This is a genomic window from Flavobacterium sp. KACC 22763 (genome assembly GCF_028736155.1).
Classification (GTDB): Bacteria; Bacteroidota; Bacteroidia; order Flavobacteriales; family Flavobacteriaceae; genus Flavobacterium.
In genome coordinates, this window is the sequence record NZ_CP117879.1 from 4,828,245 (window position 1) to 4,845,685 (window position 17,441).

12 protein-coding genes and 1 riboswitch are annotated in these 17,441 nt (G+C 33.5%); of the genes, 11 read left to right on the top strand and 1 reads right to left on the bottom strand.

Going from position 1 to position 17,441, the window contains the following annotated elements:
• Positions 1 to 70: 70 nt before the first annotated feature.
• Positions 71 to 2,329: a hypothetical protein gene (locus PQ463_RS20350; RefSeq protein ID WP_274255234.1), complete on the top strand. Its 2,259-nt coding sequence runs from the start codon at positions 71 to 73 to the stop codon at positions 2,327 to 2,329.
• Positions 2,330 to 2,446: 117 nt separating this feature from the next.
• Here PQ463_RS20350 and metK read toward each other — a convergent pair whose 3' ends face one another.
• The gene (gene metK / locus PQ463_RS20355) at positions 2,447 to 3,697 is read right to left on the bottom strand and encodes a methionine adenosyltransferase (RefSeq protein WP_057117586.1); all 1,251 of its coding nucleotides are present in this window, start codon (positions 3,695 to 3,697) and stop codon (positions 2,447 to 2,449) included.
• 547 nt (positions 3,698 to 4,244) lie between these two features.
• On the opposite strand from metK, the gene PQ463_RS20360 reads away from it, so the two are divergent.
• The 10 genes from PQ463_RS20360 (at position 4,245) to PQ463_RS20405 (ending at position 17,438) form a co-directional block, all read left to right on the top strand.
• Positions 4,245 to 7,091, top strand: a complete 2,847-nt coding sequence (locus tag PQ463_RS20360; RefSeq protein ID WP_274255235.1) for a TonB-dependent receptor plug domain-containing protein — start codon at positions 4,245 to 4,247, stop codon at positions 7,089 to 7,091.
• A gap of 338 nt (positions 7,092 to 7,429) precedes the next feature.
• On the top strand, positions 7,430 to 7,624 hold the full coding sequence (locus tag PQ463_RS20365) for a hypothetical protein (protein ID WP_274255236.1): 195 nt from the start codon (positions 7,430 to 7,432) through the stop codon (positions 7,622 to 7,624).
• Between the two features lie 52 nt (positions 7,625 to 7,676).
• Positions 7,677 to 8,981: an O-acetylhomoserine aminocarboxypropyltransferase/cysteine synthase family protein gene (locus tag PQ463_RS20370; protein ID WP_274255237.1), complete on the top strand. Its 1,305-nt coding sequence runs from the start codon at positions 7,677 to 7,679 to the stop codon at positions 8,979 to 8,981.
• A 215-nt stretch (positions 8,982 to 9,196) separates the two neighbouring features.
• A complete protein-coding gene (locus PQ463_RS20375; RefSeq protein ID WP_274255238.1) occupies positions 9,197 to 10,285 on the top strand; it encodes a homoserine dehydrogenase family protein in 1,089 nt (362 codons plus the stop codon).
• A 638-nt stretch (positions 10,286 to 10,923) separates the two neighbouring features.
• Positions 10,924 to 11,139: a hypothetical protein gene (locus PQ463_RS20380; RefSeq protein WP_274255239.1), complete on the top strand. Its 216-nt coding sequence runs from the start codon at positions 10,924 to 10,926 to the stop codon at positions 11,137 to 11,139.
• A gap of 191 nt (positions 11,140 to 11,330) precedes the next feature.
• A riboswitch (SAM riboswitch) is annotated at positions 11,331 to 11,438 on the top strand.
• Positions 11,439 to 11,515: 77 nt separating this feature from the next.
• Positions 11,516 to 12,499, top strand: a complete 984-nt coding sequence (locus PQ463_RS20385) for an alpha/beta fold hydrolase (RefSeq protein WP_274255240.1) — start codon at positions 11,516 to 11,518, stop codon at positions 12,497 to 12,499.
• Position 12,500: 1 nt separating this feature from the next.
• Positions 12,501 to 14,915 (top strand): bifunctional aspartate kinase/homoserine dehydrogenase I, encoded by a 2,415-nt coding sequence (gene thrA, locus PQ463_RS20390; protein WP_274255241.1) that lies wholly within the window; start codon positions 12,501 to 12,503, stop codon positions 14,913 to 14,915.
• A 129-nt stretch (positions 14,916 to 15,044) separates the two neighbouring features.
• Positions 15,045 to 15,470 carry an OsmC family protein gene (locus tag PQ463_RS20395; protein WP_111426103.1) on the top strand — a complete coding sequence of 142 codons (426 nt, stop codon included), beginning with the start codon at positions 15,045 to 15,047 and terminating at the stop codon, positions 15,468 to 15,470.
• Between the two features lie 187 nt (positions 15,471 to 15,657).
• Positions 15,658 to 16,830, top strand: a complete 1,173-nt coding sequence (locus tag PQ463_RS20400; protein ID WP_274255242.1) for a trans-sulfuration enzyme family protein — start codon at positions 15,658 to 15,660, stop codon at positions 16,828 to 16,830.
• A 95-nt stretch (positions 16,831 to 16,925) separates the two neighbouring features.
• Positions 16,926 to 17,438, top strand: a complete 513-nt coding sequence (locus tag PQ463_RS20405; protein ID WP_274255243.1) for an alpha/beta hydrolase — start codon at positions 16,926 to 16,928, stop codon at positions 17,436 to 17,438.
• Positions 17,439 to 17,441: the final 3 nt, after the last annotated feature.

Below are 17,441 nucleotides of genomic sequence, written 5' to 3' on the forward strand. Positions count from 1 at the left end.
ACCTTTTGTGATTTGTTTAAAGAAGAATCAAATATCTTTGCGCTATATTATTAACAACAAAAATGTAGTTATGCGCAATTTTATTTGGAGTGTATCGCTCCTGTTTGCTGGAATTTCTATCTCTTTCGCTCAAACAAATGGAATAGAAAAAGGCACCTATTTATCTACTAATAAAGGAGGAAAAATCAAATTGAATTTATTGGATGATAATAAGTACGAATTGGTTTTTTATTCAGGAGGATATGAGATTAAAGGCGATTCTTTGGTTTTCTTAAAAAGTACTAATAATACAGTAAACAGATTTGATCTTTCTTTTGCTAAAGATAAAAATGCTAAAAAAGTTAAGATTAAGTTTTTGAATCCGTCATACTACTCTTTTTACATAGGAACTCAAAAAGGAACAGAAACAGTACAATACCAGAGAGTTTCTTATATTAAAACGAAAGAAGATCCTGAATGGACTAAAGATGATTTAGAGTTCGAAATAGATAAGACTGATTTTCTTTATTTGGTTTACGAAGACTATAATGGGAAAAGCGATGTTAATAAATTTGCCTTGCCAAAAGATGTTTCAGAAGTAACAATTAACTATGATCTTGCAATTCTGAACGATTTAAATCTTGTCGGATCTTTTGATAAAAATACAAAAGAATTGAAAATTTCTGAGCAATCAGGAAAAGATCCTTTGGTATTTGTAAACGAAAAAGATCAGAAGCCTTCTAAGACTTCAGCTGTGGTTCCAATAGAAATTCAAAGTATTGCAAACTGGACTTATCCAGGGAAAGATTCAGATTCTTATGGAGGCTTTGCAGTAGATAGTGTTGGAAATAATTTAATTGACACTGCCGCAGTAGCTGGATCGGCGTATCCTGTTGATGCTACTGTTTCTTATACTAAATATGATTTCAAGTTAAAAATTGAAGACAACCTAAAAAAAGCAATAGAATCTACCAAAACAGCTAGCAATAAATTTTTGGTTGTTGTGGTTGACAGCAAGAATAAAACTGCAAAAGAAGGTTTTGATGCTTTTGTAAAAGAACAGGAAACACAGACTGGATATAATATGTATGATTCGTATAATGCACTGTATGATACATATAATTATTATTTGGCTGGAGCCGATGATAAAAAATGGCTGAAAAACAATAAAATAACTAATGATCCATGCGTATTGGTTTTAAACGGAAACGGCGATCTGCTTGCCATTGCAAAATCAGATTTAACAACGCAGCAATATCAGTTTGGTTATTATAATGATTTATATAAAAAACTTCAAAAAGCAAATGCTTTCTTGTCTATAGATAAAGTTCTAAAGAATAAAAAAGCTTCAGATGCAGATTTAATTAATGCCTTTAATAAAGCGGTTTTATTAGAAGCTTCTTATGATTCAGATTATTGGGTAAGCGACTCTAATTCAGCTGATTTTGTAATTACAAAAACAGTTTTAGATCAAAAAGTAGTAGCTCAAACTTGGAAAAAATTGATTGAGGCGCATCAAAAAAATAAAAATGTCAATATGTTTTTGGCAGAAACAATTGTAAAAGAAATCAAAAATCAAGGCTTTACAAAACAGCTTTTTAATCAAGATAAAATCCTTAATGATACCGATTTTCTATCGATAGATTATTTGCTTAAACATTCTGATGATATTGAGAATAATAAAGTAGCATTCAATAATAGTGCGCCAGAAATTCATAATATAGGAAGTGCTGTTTCTGAAGTTTCTAATGCATTGCAGCAAAATATATATGCTTCTCAAGACGGGCTTACAGGCGAAATGAATAAAGAGAAAATCAATTCTGTTTATAAAAAGATCATCGAATCTGGAAAAGGAAATTTTGATGCCTACAGAAATTACTTCTATTATTTAAGCCAGATTGAAGAAAAGGATGGTTCTAATGCTACTTACTTGAAAGAGTTCAGTGCGTATTTTGATAACACTTTGGCAGGAGCAAGTCCGATAGAAAAATTAGATGCTATTTTTGGAGGCTTAGACTCTAGCTCAAGTTATTCTTATGATGGATGGAATTCATTTAAACTGTACCATTCAGACATTTGTAACAATGCGGCATGGACAGTTGTATTAAAACCACAAAACTCAAACTTCTTAAAAGACGCTATTAAATGGTCTGAATATAGTTTAGTGATATCTAAAAACAATCCGTACTATTTAGACACTTTAGCACAATTGTATTATAAAGATGGACAGACACAAAAAGCTATCGAAACACAGGTTTTAGCAGTAAAATATATTACTAGTGATGTTGATGTAGAAACTGCAAATCAAATGAAGGAAGTTTTAACTAAAATGAGTAACGGAACATATTAAGCGTATTACGAAACCCGACAGGTTTTTGAAACTTGTCAGGTTTGATTATAGTTGAAAACAAAAACGGCTGTCTAAAATTTTAGACAGCCGTTTTTTATATTTAAGATTTAGATTGAATTACAATCCAAATGCAGCTTTTACTTGGTCAACAAAATCAAGTTTTTCCCATGTAAACAACTCAACAGTAACTGTTTTTTCGTTTCCGCCTGGAGCAGAGAAAGTTTTAGTAACAGTTTCTGGTTTACGTCCCATGTGTCCGTAAGCAGCAGTTTCGCTATAGATTGGATTTCTTAATTTCAAACGTTGCTCAATAAAGTAAGGACGCATATCAAAGATAGCTTCTACTTTTTTAGCGATTTCACCGTTAGTTAAGTTTACTTTAGAAGTTCCGTAAGTTTCAATGAAAATTCCCATTGGCTCAGCAACTCCAATTGCGTAAGAAACCTGAACTAAGATTTCGTCAGCAACACCAGCAGCAACTAAGTTTTTAGCGATATGACGAGTTGCATAAGCAGCACTTCTATCTACTTTACTTGGATCTTTTCCAGAGAATGCACCACCACCGTGAGCACCTTTTCCACCATAAGTATCAACGATGATTTTTCTTCCTGTTAAACCAGTATCTCCGTGAGGTCCTCCAATAACGAATTTTCCTGTTGGGTTAATATGGTAGTTGATTTTATCGTTAAATAAGTGAGCGTGCTCTGGGTTTTTAGCGATAATTCTTGGAATCAAGATTTCGATAATGTCTTTTTTGATTTTAGCTAACATTGCAGCTTCTTCATCAAAATCATCATGTTGAGTTGAGATAACAATCGCATCAATACGAGTTGGTTTGTTATCGTCGCTATATTCTAATGTAACTTGAGATTTAGCATCTGGACGTAAATACGTGATTTCTTTGTTTTCACGTCTTAAAATTGCTAACTCTTGTAATAATTTATGAGATAAATCTAATGCCAATGGCATGAAGTTTTCAGTTTCGTTTGTAGCGTAACCAAACATCATTCCTTGGTCACCAGCACCTTGCTCTTCTGGCTTAGCTCTGTCAACACCTTGGTTAATATCTGCAGATTGCTCGTGAATAGCTGAAAGAATTCCACAAGAATTCGCTTCAAACATATATTCACTTTTAGTATATCCAATTTTACGGATTACTTCACGTGCAATTTGCTGTACATCAAGATAAGTATTCGATTTTACTTCACCTGCCAAAATAACCTGACCAGTTGTAACTAATGTTTCACAAGCAACTTTTGAGTCAGCATCAAATGCCAAAAAGTTGTCAATTAAAGCGTCCGAAATTTGATCTGCAACTTTGTCTGGATGCCCTTCACTAACAGATTCTGACGTAAATAAATAAGCCATAATAATGTAATAAAAATGTATTAATTTTAAATTTAAGCGAGGAAATGATTGCTAAAAAGGGCTAAAGGAGAGTATCTGCTTTAGCATTTTTTACTGCTGAAATTAATTTCTCAGCATTCATAACGAAATCATTTCATTATGAAGAGGTTGCAATCAGTTCAAATTTTTCCTCTATTTCGGGTGCAAAGGTATGAAACCATTTTGATTTGCAAATTAAAGTTCAACTTTTTTTATTTTTTATAGCAGAAATTTAACAGTAGCATACTATTTTGATAGGGTAATAGAAAATATTTTGTTTTTTGTTTGGTCGATTAAAAAATACTTCGCAACTTTGCGCCGTTAAAACAAAAGAAACAAATGAAATTTACAGTTTGCAATATGATGTCTTGTAAGATGCCGGAGTTATCCGCAGAGACACTATTGTAATTATTTTTCAATAAATATATAAATAGAACCTCTGCCGAAACGCAGAGGTTTTTTTTATGTCAAAATGAAACCTGTAAGATTTTTTTTAAGCCAAAAACAATAATTAATCAGTAAAGAAGAAATGAAGAAAAATGTACTAATCGTTTTAGGTCTTGTGACATTTTCAGGACTTTATGCTCAAGACAATAAAAAAGAGCAAGACAGTTTAAAAAACAACGAACTGTCTGAAGTTACTATTATTGGATCAAGAAGTAAAAACAGAGTAAAAACAGATGTGCCAGTTCCGGTTGATGTTTTTAACGTATCAGAAATAACAAAAGGAGCACCGCAAACGAGCGTAACTCAAATTTTAAACTATGTTGCTCCTTCGTTTACGAGTAACCCAACATCTACAGCAGATGCAACAGACCACGTTGATCCTGCACAATTAAGAGGATTAGGGCCAGATCAAGTTTTGATTTTAGTAAACGGAAAAAGAAGACACACCAGTGCTTTAGTAAACATAAACGGATCGCCAGGAAGAGGATCTGTTGGGACGGACCTAAATGCAATTCCATCTTTTGCCATAGAAAGAATTGAAGTTTTAAGAGATGGAGCTGCCGCACAATACGGTTCTGATGCGATTGCGGGAGTTATTAATATTGTCTTGAAAAAGAATGCTAATTATTTGACTGGAGGAATTCAATACGGAGCAAACCTATCTTCAGGATCAAATAATTTTGAAGGAGGAGCAGACGGACAAACGGCCCAAATCGATTTAAACTACGGAACCTCATTAGGCAAGCCAGGAAGTTTCTTAAATATTACAGGAACTGCCGTAACAAGACAAGCCACAAGCAGAGCAGGAATTAGAAGTAATGCTATTTTTAATGCTTACAATGCAGTAGAAAACAGAGCAGCGCAAGATGGAGTAGAGATTAATTCGCTATTTAGCAATATTAATACGACTACAAATTCAGCTCAGATTTTGTCATCATTAAAACAATATGCGCCGCAAGTAAGTTATTTTACACCAGCTCAGCAAAACGCTATTGCATCAGCTTCAACAATTACGCAGATGCAGACGGCTTTAAATTTTGATGTAACTAATAATGAATTAGCTTACAGAGGCCAGCAGAGAAGTGATTATAATATGAGTGTTGGTCAGTCGGAATTGGCAGCAGGGCAAGTGTATTTTAATGCTAAATATCCTTTGAGCGAAATCACTTCATTGTATTCTTTTGGAGGTGTTTCTTATAGAGGCGGTAAATCATATGCATTTAATAGACTCCCAAACGGTTCAGGGACTTTTACGCAAGTGTACCAAAACGGATTCTTGCCAGAAATTGAATCAAAAATTTTGGATGCTTCTGGAGCAGTTGGAGTAAATACACAATTATTTGGGTTTGATACTGATTTAAGTACCAACTTAGGAACAAACTCTTTTAATTATGATGTAAATAATACCATCAATGCAACTTTAGGAACAAACTCTCCATTTAGTTTTGATGCCGGAAAAGTTTCGTTTTTACAAAGCACAACCAATTTAGATTTTAGTAGAAAATACGATGTTCTTGCTGGACTGAATGTTGCTTTTGGAGGTGAATTCAGATATGAAAACTACCAAATAAAAGCAGGAGAAGAAGCTTCTTACGGATTGTATGATGTAAACGGAAATCTGGTTTCAGGAATTCTGCCAAGCAATTCACCATTAATTGTAACTGACTTCTTTGGAAACAAGCGTGGAGCTGGAGCGCAAGGATTTTCAGGATTCCAGCCTTCAGATGCTAAAGAAAAAGACAGACAAAGTGGTGCTGCTTATGTTGATTTAGAATTGAATGCTACTGAAAAATGGCTTATAAATGGAGCTGCACGTTATGAAAATTATTCAGATTTTGGAAATACGGTTACGTTTAAATTGGCTTCTCTTTTAAAATTAAATGATAATATCAATTGGAGAATTTCTGGACAGACTGGTTTTAGAGCGCCTTCTTTACAGCAAAGATATTTTGAGTCAAGTTCTACTCAGTTTATAAATGGTGCTCCTTATCAAGTTGGCTATTTTACAAACGATTCGCAAGCAGCAAAAAGTATTGGAATTGAAAGTTTAAAACCAGAAAAATCAAAAAGCATCAGTACAGGATTTACATTCAAAATTCCTGAAGCTAACATAACCATTGCAACTGATGCTTATTTTACAAGAATCAACGACAGAATTGTATTGTCTGGACAATATTCAAGACCAACAGATGCACAGATCGCAGCGGCAACTTCGCCAGAACAGGCTGAGGCGTTGACTTTATTTCAGCAGGCATTTGATTTGAAAGGTGTAGAAAGAGCTTCGTTCTGGACAAACGGAATCGATTCTGAAACAAAAGGAATTGATTTGGTGATTTCTCAGAAATATGATGTAATTCAAGATTTCACAATTAGAAACGATTTTGCATTAAGCTTTAATGAAACCAAAAGAGTGGGCGATTTGCATATTCCGCAATCAATCGTTAATGCAGGAGGAGAACCTTATATTTATTCTTTCTTTCCAGAATCAAGCCGAGTATATTTAGAAGAAGCTATTCCGAAATTGAAAGCCAATTTGATGACAACTTTCAATATTAAAAAACTGGATATTTATTTAAGAAACAGCTATTTCGGAAAAGTTACAGATCCAGGAGCAACAGATGTTAATCTAGACGGATTTTCTTCTGTGTACGAGCATCCAGAATACAGCGCAAAATTGGTTACCGATTTATCTTTAGGATATCAGATCAACGAGCATTTGAGAGCAACAATTGGGGTTAATAATATAGGAGATGTTTATCCGGATAGAAATAATCCTGCAACTCCTGCCTTTACAAACACAACGCCAACTTTGTCGCCAGCGCCAAGTACAGATTTAACAAATGCGAATCAGTTTGCGTATTCAAGAGCAGTTTCTCAATTCGGATTAAACGGAAGATTTGGTTTTGCCCGATTGAGCTTTAAATTTTAATTATATAAATTTCTTTCAAGTCTTTATTTGAAAGGCTTGAAAGAAATTTCAAAAAAAATAGTACAAAATTTCAATTTTAATTTGGTCGTTCAAAAAATACTTACTACATTTACTCTATCGAATTAGTCGAATTTAAAAAATAGTCGAATTCAAATTTTAAATCAAAATGAAAACAATAGCAAAAGGAAATATAATGTGTTGTAAGATGATGCAAATGTGCATCCCAATTTGCTGTTGCCAAAAGTGAAAGAGACAATCTTTGTTATAGTTAAACTATAAGCCCTTTTGGTCGCCATCCGAAAGGGCTTTTTTATTTCCAACATTTTAAATTTTAAATCATGAATACACTAGATATAAATACAATCGCATTTCAATACTTATTAAGAGATAATAATTCGGAAGAGACATCAGCTGAAACTCCAAAATATGATCCTGCCCAGCATATAAAAACGCAGAAATCATTACTGTTTCATTTATATGACCTTGAAGAAGAAGCTGAAGATATTTTAGCTTCAATCAATTTCAAAAATTAAAATCAATTACAATATATAAACGTATTAAAAATACCTAAAAAACTAAGAAATCATGAGTACACAAAAATTTGCAACAAACGCATTACACGCAGGACACGACGTAACTAAAAACGCAGGAACTAGAGCCGTGCCAATTTACCAGACATCATCATATGTATTTAATAATGCAGATCATGCTGCCAATTTATTTGGTCTTGCTGAAGCAGGATTTATTTATACAAGATTAAATAACCCGACAAACGATATTTTAGAGCAGCGACTGACGGCGCTCGAAGGCGGAATTGGAGCTGTAGTAACCGCTTCTGGAGCATCTGCAATTTCAACAACTTTATTGACTTTGCTAAAAGCAGGAGATCATATCGTAGCTTCAAACAGTTTATACGGAGGAACGTATAATCTTTTAAAAGTTACGTTGCCAAGATTAGGAATTACAACCACATTTGTAGATCCTTCAAAAGCTGAAAATTTTACCAAAGCAGCAAAAGAAAACACAAGAGCTTTCTTTGTTGAGTCTCTTGGAAATCCAAAATTAGACGTACTAGACTTAAAAGCAATTTCGGCAGAAGCCAAAGCATTCAAAGTACCATTTATAGTAGACAATACAGTTGCGACACCTTATTTATTAAACCCAATTAAATATGGTGCCGATATTGTAATTCACTCCTTAACAAAATATATCGCAGGAAACGGAACTTCATTAGGAGGCGTTATCATTGATGCTGGAAACTTTGATTGGGCAAACGGAAAATTCCCTGAATTTACCGAACCATCTGCAGGATACCACGGATTAGTATATCACGAAGCCTTAGGAAATGCAGCTTTTATTGCAAAAGCTCGAATTGAAGGGCTGCGTGATTTTGGTGCTGCTTTGAGTCCATTTAATGCTTTTCAGATTATTCAGGGACTAGAAACACTTCCAATTCGAATCAAGAAACACAGTGAAAATGCTTTGGCTCTAGCTGAATGGTTAGAAAAACAAGATGAGGTGGTTTGGGTAAATTATCCAGGTCTAAAATCGAATAAATATAATGCTTTGGCTAAAGAATATCTTCCTGAAGGGCAAAGCGGCATTATCACGTTCGGATTAAAAGGAGGTTTTGATGCGGCTAAAAAAGTGGTAGATGACACAAAATTGTTCTCTCTGCTAGCGAATATTGGTGACACAAAATCACTGATTATTCACCCAGCAAGTACAACACACCAGCAATTGACAGAAGCAGAACAAATAGAAACAGGAGTTTCTAAAGATTTGATTCGTCTGTCTGTTGGAATTGAAGATATCGAAGATTTAATTGCAGATCTGCAAACTGTTTTTGAGAGCGTTTCGCTTTCTCAATTCAGCATCAATAAAAATTAGGTTTTTTTGTTTTTTGTTTGAAAAATTGCCTTTAGCGAGTGGTTTTGCTAAAGGTAATTTTTTATGAAAAGCATCTTTATAAAATTTAAACCATATAAGAAATATAAGTGCATTTTGTAGAGACGCACTGCAGTGCGTCTACCTTGATAAACGTTTGGATATTAAATGAACTTACATCCCTTATATGGTTTTAAAAAATTAAAATGTTAGAAATTATGTCAAAGCTTAAAATAAACATTATCCTTTTCGGAATTGGTAATATCGGAAGCACTTTGATTAATCAGATTATTGAAAGTCAGGATTTTTTTCTCGAAAGCAAAAATGTCGATTTTCATTTTCCTATTATAACCAATTCGACGGTTGCTTTTTTTGAAAAAGAAGGTGTGGGCTATTCTTGGGAAACCAATTTTAGACAATTGGCAGTTCCTTTTAAAGTAGAAGATATTGTCGAATTTGCGCAAGAAAATGAATTCGAAAATTTAATTGCCGTAGATGCAACAGCGAGTGATGAATTGGTAAAACACTATAATACGTTAATCAAAAACGGATTCAATATTGTAGCAGTAAACAAAAAGGCCAATACGCTTCCGATTGACTTATATAAAGAACTGCGAGCAGATCTTAAAAAGTATGATAAAGAGTTTTTATATGAAACTTCGGTCGAAACTGGAATTCCTGTTCTACAGACCTTAAGAGATTTGTACTATTCGGGAGAAAAAATTACAAAGATTCGAGGTGTTTTCTCTGATAATCTGAGTTATGTCTTTAATCGATTTTCATCAGAAGAAGTTACTTTTTCATCTGTTTTAAAAGACGCAAGCCTTTTGGGATTAATGAAATCAAATTTTAAAGAAGACCTTTCAGGAAATGATACGGCAAGGAAACTTTTGATATTGGCCAGAGAAATAGGAAAAGATTTTGAGTTTTCAGATATTAAAATTAAGCCATTTATAACCGAAGAGCATTTGGAGAAAAATGGCGTATTGAACAAAGACGCTGTCGATAAATCTTTTAAAATCGCCAAGATTACTCAAGCCGAAAATCACGTGCTTCGATATGTAGGAGAATTTGATTTAGAAAAAGGCACTTTAGAAACCAAATTAATTTCAGAACCAGCAGCTTCTCCAATCGGACAATTGAAAGGTTCTGACACTATTTTTGAAATTTATACTAAATCTTACGCCGATATTCCGATTGTAATTCAGAGTGCTCCGCCATGTAAACAGGCGATTTCGAGAGGAATTATAACCGATATTCTGAAAATTGTCGAGCGAATTAGGACTAAAGAAGCTGTTTGGCTGTAATTTTTTAGAGAAAAAAGAAAAAGGTTCTTTGATAAACTGATTTGTCAAATGGAATTATTAAGAAAAACAAGCTTGTTTTGTAAGTTTTTTACCTTTATTATTTCGTTTTCGTTTTTGTAGGATGTTTTTTGACGCTAAAAAACACATTTTCAACGAATTTTGTAATTAAATTCTTGATTTTAATTTGTGTAATAAAAAAAATATTTGCATATTTGTTATACCCAAAAACTACTAGAAATCAAATGAACTTAAAAGTCAACAAAATGTTTTGTGCCATTTCGGTTAAGACCGAGACGGGGGTCTCTATTGCTTAAAAAAATTGTAAGAATACAATAATAATATAGTAAGAGCCTCTCAAGAAATTTTGGGAGGCTTTTTAATTTACAACAAATGCAGAATTTAAATAAAATACAATATAAATCACAGATGAATAAATCCTTACAGATGAACAAGATGTTTACTGTCGCGCTTATTTGCGCATACGTCTGTTGATACTAAAAGTATATATGAGTGTAAAAACTTAAACCCTTTTGGTATCTAAAAATCCAAAAGGGTTTTTTTATTCCAGAAAACGATTTAACAAAAAGATAAACGAGAAATAAAGATTATAAAACACAACTTAACTAAAACTTAATATCATGAGCACATTGAACTACTTAGCAGAAAAAATTTCAAATTTGAAAAACAGAAGGACTAGAAAAAATAATCCGCCACCAACAAACGAATTGGCTCACCCAAGATTCGGAATAACTGAGGCTGGAATCACAGAGGAAAGTAAAGGAGCTGAGAAAAAAGCACCAAACTCTTTATTGTTTTTGATGTATTCAAAAGAAAATGACACGCTTTTTATCTAAACGGAAAAAGCATCATAAACTAGGGTAAAACCTGCTTAATTTTACTGGGCATTTTTGTTCGGTAAATTTTTGCGTATAATAGTTTTTGCTAAAGTAAGTCTCAGAAATTTAACAAACACTTTTAGATAAAATTTGTTTGTTAGAGAAAATAGTAGTTAATTTGCACTCGTTAAGTTCAAACACGTATTGAAATGTTATAAAGAAAGGACGAGGGATTAGACCCGATGAAGCCTTAGCAACCCTTCGGTAAAACGAAGAAGGTGCTACATTCTACCACGCCAAACGTGGAAAGATAACAACAAGATTTTTTCTAGTTAAACCTAGTTTTTCTTTCTAATATTTCCATATACAAGTCAATAATACAATAGATTTGAAATTGGAAAATATACCAAATCCCATTATAATTCAAGATTTCATCACAGAAAGTGGTGCAACTTATCATTCTATACCATTAAGTTTTACGCTTGCAGGACAACCGCTGCACAGCGCGCCTATTGTTTTGGTTAATCATGCTTTAACTGGAAATTCGCAAGTTACTGGCGAAAACGGCTGGTGGAATGACTTAATTGGCGAAGGTAAAACCATTGATACTGCTGTTTATACCGTTTTAGCCTTTGATATTCCTGGAAACGGAAGCAACTCTTTCTTAATCGATAACTATTTAGATTTTACAGCAAGAGACATTGCAAGAATTTTTATTGAAGGAATTAAAGCCTTACAAATTGAAAAGCTTTTTGCTGTTATTGGAGGTTCTGTAGGAGGCGGAATTGCGTGGGAAATCTTGGCATTAGCACCAAACATTACAGAAAACCTTATTCCGATTGCGAGCGACTGGAAATCGACAGACTGGCTTATCGCAAATTGCTTTTTGCAAGAGCAAATTCTAAATAATTCTTCAAAACCAATCGAAGATGCTAGAATTCACGCCATGCTTTGTTACCGTTCGCCAGAATCATTCAAAGAAAAATTCCAAAGAACCATCAATCAAGATCTTTTGATTTTTAATATAGAAAGCTGGCTGGCGCATCACGGAAAAAAATTGCAGAAAAGATTTCAGTTGTCTTCTTATAAATTAATGAATCAGTTGCTTAAAACAATTGATATTACTAGAAATAGTGAAAGTTTTGAAAACTTAATGTCTAAAACGAAAGCTTCAATTCATATTGTCGGAATCAATTCAGATTTGTTTTTTACAGCAAAAGAAAACGTAGAAACCTACGAAGAATTGAAGAAGTTTAAAGACAATGTTTTTTATAGCGAAATTGATTCGGTTCACGGACATGACGCTTTTTTAATCGAGTACAAACAATTAGATCATTTACTTGCCGACATTTTTAAGGCAGAAACAATAAAGAAATAAAATGAAAGTATTAAAATTTGGAGGTAAATCATTAGCAAACGGAGAAGGACTTAATAAAGTTGTTTCAATCATTTCTGATAAAGTAAATCAAGGTGAAAAAATTGCCGTTGTAGTATCTGCGCGTGGAAATGCGACAGATGAGCTTGAATTTATCTTAAGCATTGCGGCTAAAAATGGCAGTTACAAAGAATTATTAGAAAATTTCAAAAAATATCAAATATCAGATTATCCACAGGTTGATTTGTCTGAAGAGTTTAATGTCTTAGACAAACTTTTTGAAGGCGTAAGTTTAATTGGAGATTACAGCAAAAAAATCAAAGATCAGATTTTGTCAAAAGGTGAATTGCTTTCGGCTAAATTATTGACAGCAATTTTATTGGAAAAAGGAATTCCAGCCAATTTTGTGGATACAAGAGATCTGCTGAAAACCGATTCTAAATTTGGCGATGCACAGCCATTAGAACAGCTTTCAAAGAAAAACGTAGTAAATTATTTTAAAGAACATAACGGAGAAACGGTTAATATAGTTACAGGTTTCATTGGATCTAACAACAACAACGATACAACTACTTTAGGTAGAAATGGCAGTAACTATACCGCTTCGTTAATCGCCAATTATTTAAATGCTGAAGAACTGCAAAACTTCACGCACGTAGACGGAATCTACACAGCAAACCCAGATTTGGTTGCAGATGCTAAAAAAATCGAATATTTATCGTTTAATGAAGCAAATGAGCTGGCAAATTTTGGAGCTACAATTCTTCATGCAAAGACAATTATTCCTTTGTTAGAAAAGAATATTCCGTTACGTATTTTAAATACTTTCAACCACGAAAACCGCGGAACTTTAATTACATCGGATTCTTCTAAAGAAGGAATTAAAACACTTTCTGTATTAGAAAATGTCTCTCTTGTAAATCTTGAAGGACGCGGATTACTTGGAAAAGCTGGAGTTGATGCCCGAATTTTTAAAGTAATGGGAGATCACAATATCAGTGTGAGTATTATTTCTCAAGGCTCATCTGAAAGAGGAATCGGATTGGTTGTGGCAACTGAAAAAGCAACTCTTGCAATGGTTGAATTAGAAAAAGAGTTTGAAAATGACTTTTATTCTAAAGATGTAAATCAGATTACAGTAACAGACAATGTATCGGTAATATCGATTATCGGGCAAGATTTGAGTACTTTCCACAAACCATACACCGCTTTAATCAAAAACAAAATTGTTCCGATTTTATTCAACAACACCGTAACAGGTAAAAACGTGAGTTTAGTTGTTAAAAAAGAGGAATTAAACAAAGCTTTAAATGTTATTCACGGAGAGATTTTTGGAGTTTCAAAAAAGATCAACATTGCCATTTTCGGTCACGGATTAGTTGGAGGAACTTTAATCAATCAGATTTTAGAATCGGCTGCGGCAATTGAAAAACGTAAGGACATTAAACTGAATGTTTTCGCTATAGCGAATTCTAAAAAACTGCTTTTAAACAAATACGGAGTTAACAGCAATTGGAAAAACGATATTGCAACCAAAGGCGAAGCTTACACCATAAAAGATATTATTGCTTACGCAAATGAACATCATTTAGAAAACTTAATTGCGATTGACAATACGGCAAGTGCAACTTTCGTTGAAAATTATATTCCGCTTGTAGAAAGCAGTTTCGATTTGATTTCTTCAAATAAAGTGGCGAATACATTAACTTATGGTTTTTACAAAGAATTAAGAAAAGCTTTGGCAGAAAACCAAAAGAATTATTTATACGAAACCAATGTTGGTGCAGGATTGCCATTAATTGATACGATTAAATTGTTGCATCTTTCAGGAGAAAATATCACGAAAATCAAAGGAGTTTTCTCTGGAACATTAAGTTATTTATTCAATAATTTCTCTGCAAAAGATGCGCCTTTCAGCGAAATCTTGCAGGAAGCAATTGATAACGGATATACAGAACCAGATCCGCGTGAAGATTTATGCGGAAATGATGTTGGTAGAAAATTATTAATTTTAGCTAGAGAATTAGATTTGCAAAATGAGTTTGAGGAAATCTCAATTCAGAATTTAATTCCGGAACACTTACGTGAAGGAAGCGCTGCCGATTTCTTGACAAAATTAAAAGAGTTCGATCCAATTTATGCTAAAATAAAAGCAGAGCAACAGCCAAATCACGTTTTAAGATATATTGGTGAATTGTCTGGAGATTTGCAGAATGACAAAGGAAATTTAGAAGTAAAATTAGTTTCGGTACCTTCAGATACAGCTTTAGGCGGATTAAAAGGTTCAGATTCTTTCTTCGAAATTTATACAGAATCTTATGGAGATCGTCCAATCGTTATTCAGGGAGCTGGTGCAGGTTCTGCAGTGACGGCAAGAGGGGTTTTCGGAGATATTTTGAGATTGTCTGATAAAGGGTAATAAATTCAGTTTGTCATTGCGAGGAACGAAGCAATCACATTTGCAAAATCAAGCTTTGTGTCATTGTTAGTGAGGTTGCTTCGTTCCTCGCAATGACAAGAATAAAAAAAACAAAAAAATAACAACACAATGAAAGTAACTTTAAACAGAGTAAATGACGCATTTCATTTCAAAGTAAAAAATGAACGCGGACACGTAGTTGACGTTGATAGCAGAGCCGAATTTGGCGGAAGCGATTTAGGTGCAAGTCCAATGGAATTGGTATTGATGGGAGTTGCGGGTTGTAGCGCTATTGATATGATTTCGATCTTAAAAAAACAGCGTCAGGAAATCACTTCTTTTAATGCTGAGGTTGAAGGAACACGAGTGCAAATCGAAGAGGCAAAACCTTTTAAAGAAATCGATGTGGTTTTCTATTTAGAAGGAGAAATCAATCCAGAAAAAGCAAAAAAAGCAGCACAACTTTCTTTTGAGAAATATTGTTCAGTTGCCAAAACGGTAGAACCGACAGCAACCATTAACTACAAAGTTGTCTTGAACAACGAAGCTTTATAAATTAGTTAATTAGAGAATTGGATAATTAGAAAATTAGATAATTCTTTTGACCTCTTAAAATGAAATTCGCTTTGGTTCTTAGTGAAGCTTTGTGTTTCCTTTGAGAGTCTCTGTGAAATTTATATAAAAATAGAATTAGTGCTAATTAGTGCAATTCGTGTTAAAACAAAAAAAACAAAACAACACAATGAATACAGAAGAATTTGGTTTTGAAACACAAGCCATTAGAACACAATTAGAAAGATCTCAGTATCTAGAGCATTCGGTGCCATTATACTTATCGTCAAGTTTTATATTTGAAGATGCAGAAGATATGCGAGCTTCGTTTACAGAAGAAAAAGAAAGAAATATTTACAGCCGTTTCAGTAACCCAAATACAACTGAATTTGTAGAAAAGATCTGCAAAATGGAAGGAGCTGATTCTGGTTATGCTTTCGCAACGGGAATGGCAGCAGTATATTCTACTTTTGCAGCATTGTTAAATTCTGGAGATCATATTGTTTCTGCAAGCAGTGTTTTTGGTTCTACTCACGCTTTGTTTATGACTTATTTCCCAAAATGGAACATCGAAACTTCTTATTTTGAAATCAATAAGCCGGAAACAATCGAGAGTTTTATTAAGCCAAACACCAAAATATTATACGCCGAATCTCCAACAAATCCAGGAGTTGATGTAATCGATTTAGAATTGTTAGGAAATATTGCTAAAAAACACAATTTGATTTTAATTATCGACAACTGTTTTGCAACGCCATATTTACAGCAGCCAATTAAATTTGGAGCACATTTGGTTATCCATTCAGCAACAAAATTAATTGATGGACAAGGACGTGTTTTAGGTGGAGTAACAGTTGGAGATGCAGAATTAATCAGACAGATTTATTTGTTTTCAAGAAATACAGGGCCAGCTTTGTCGCCGTTTAATGCTTGGGTTCTTTCAAAAAGTTTAGAAACATTGGCAGTTCGCGTTGACAGACATTGCGAAAATGCTTTAAAAGTAGCTGAGTTTTTAGAAAGTCATCCAAATGTAAACAGCGTAAAATATCCGTTCTTGAAATCGCATCCGCAATACGAAATTGCTAAAAAACAGATGAAAGCTGGTGGAAACATCATCGCATTTGAAATTAAAGGCGGAATCGAAGCAGGAAGAAAATTCTTGAATTCAATTCAACTTTGTTCGTTATCAGCAAATATTGGAGATACAAGAACAATTGTTACGCATCCAGCTTCTACAACACACAGCAAATTATCTGAAGAAGATCAATTAGCAGTTGGAATCACACAAGGTCTTGTTCGTGTTTCTGTTGGTTTAGAAACAGTTGAAGATGTAATTGCAGATTTGAAACAAGCGTTGGCTTAAACATAAAATATAATACTTTTGAAGGGCTATTTTTTTGAGATAGCCCTTTCTTTGTTATTGAAAGAACCACTTTTCTTAATTTAGTTTTGCAACATATGAAAAAACCAAGATTGCTTTTGCTGTCAGATTTGTTTGGAGGCAATCCTGAATGGATTCAGAATTATATCGAAATTTTAGAAATTAAATTTGATGTTCAATATTATGATGTTTTAAAATTAGCTCAGATTGATTCTTCAAGTGATGAAAAGGAAATCCATAATCAATTTTTGAATGGCGGAATTGAAAAAGCAGTAAATAAATTACTGGATTTTGAAAGGGAAGATGCCGCAGTTTTAGGTTTTAGCATTGGTGGAACAATTGCTTGGAAAGCTTGCTTAAGAAGTTTAAAAGTTACAGAGTTAGTAGCTGTCTCTTCGACAAGATTGCGTTTTGAAAATGAAGTTCCCAATTGTAAAATCAAACTTTATTTTGGAGAGAAGGATTCAAATATTCCAAAATATAAATGGTTTTCAGAGCTCAGAATTTCAAATTTAATTTTTGAAAATCAAGATCATCTTTTGTATCAGGAAAAAGAGAATGCTTTTCTTATTTGTAGTAATTTTTTGTAATTA

Coding starts and splice junctions, on each gene's coding strand:
- PQ463_RS20380 (WP_274255239.1), top strand. CDS start 10,924: ATGAGCACATTGAACTACTTAGCAGAAAAAATTTCAAATTTGAAAAAC.
- PQ463_RS20395 (WP_111426103.1), top strand. CDS start 15,045: ATGAAAGTAACTTTAAACAGAGTAAATGACGCATTTCATTTCAAAGTA.
- PQ463_RS20350 (WP_274255234.1), top strand. CDS start 71: ATGCGCAATTTTATTTGGAGTGTATCGCTCCTGTTTGCTGGAATTTCT.
- PQ463_RS20400 (WP_274255242.1), top strand. CDS start 15,658: ATGAATACAGAAGAATTTGGTTTTGAAACACAAGCCATTAGAACACAA.
- thrA (WP_274255241.1), top strand. CDS start 12,501: ATGAAAGTATTAAAATTTGGAGGTAAATCATTAGCAAACGGAGAAGGA.
- PQ463_RS20370 (WP_274255237.1), top strand. CDS start 7,677: ATGAGTACACAAAAATTTGCAACAAACGCATTACACGCAGGACACGAC.
- PQ463_RS20360 (WP_274255235.1), top strand. CDS start 4,245: ATGAAGAAAAATGTACTAATCGTTTTAGGTCTTGTGACATTTTCAGGA.
- metK (WP_057117586.1), bottom strand. CDS start 3,697: ATGGCTTATTTATTTACGTCAGAATCTGTTAGTGAAGGGCATCCAGAC.
- PQ463_RS20375 (WP_274255238.1), top strand. CDS start 9,197: ATGTCAAAGCTTAAAATAAACATTATCCTTTTCGGAATTGGTAATATC.
- PQ463_RS20405 (WP_274255243.1), top strand. CDS start 16,926: ATGAAAAAACCAAGATTGCTTTTGCTGTCAGATTTGTTTGGAGGCAAT.
- PQ463_RS20365 (WP_274255236.1), top strand. CDS start 7,430: ATGAATACACTAGATATAAATACAATCGCATTTCAATACTTATTAAGA.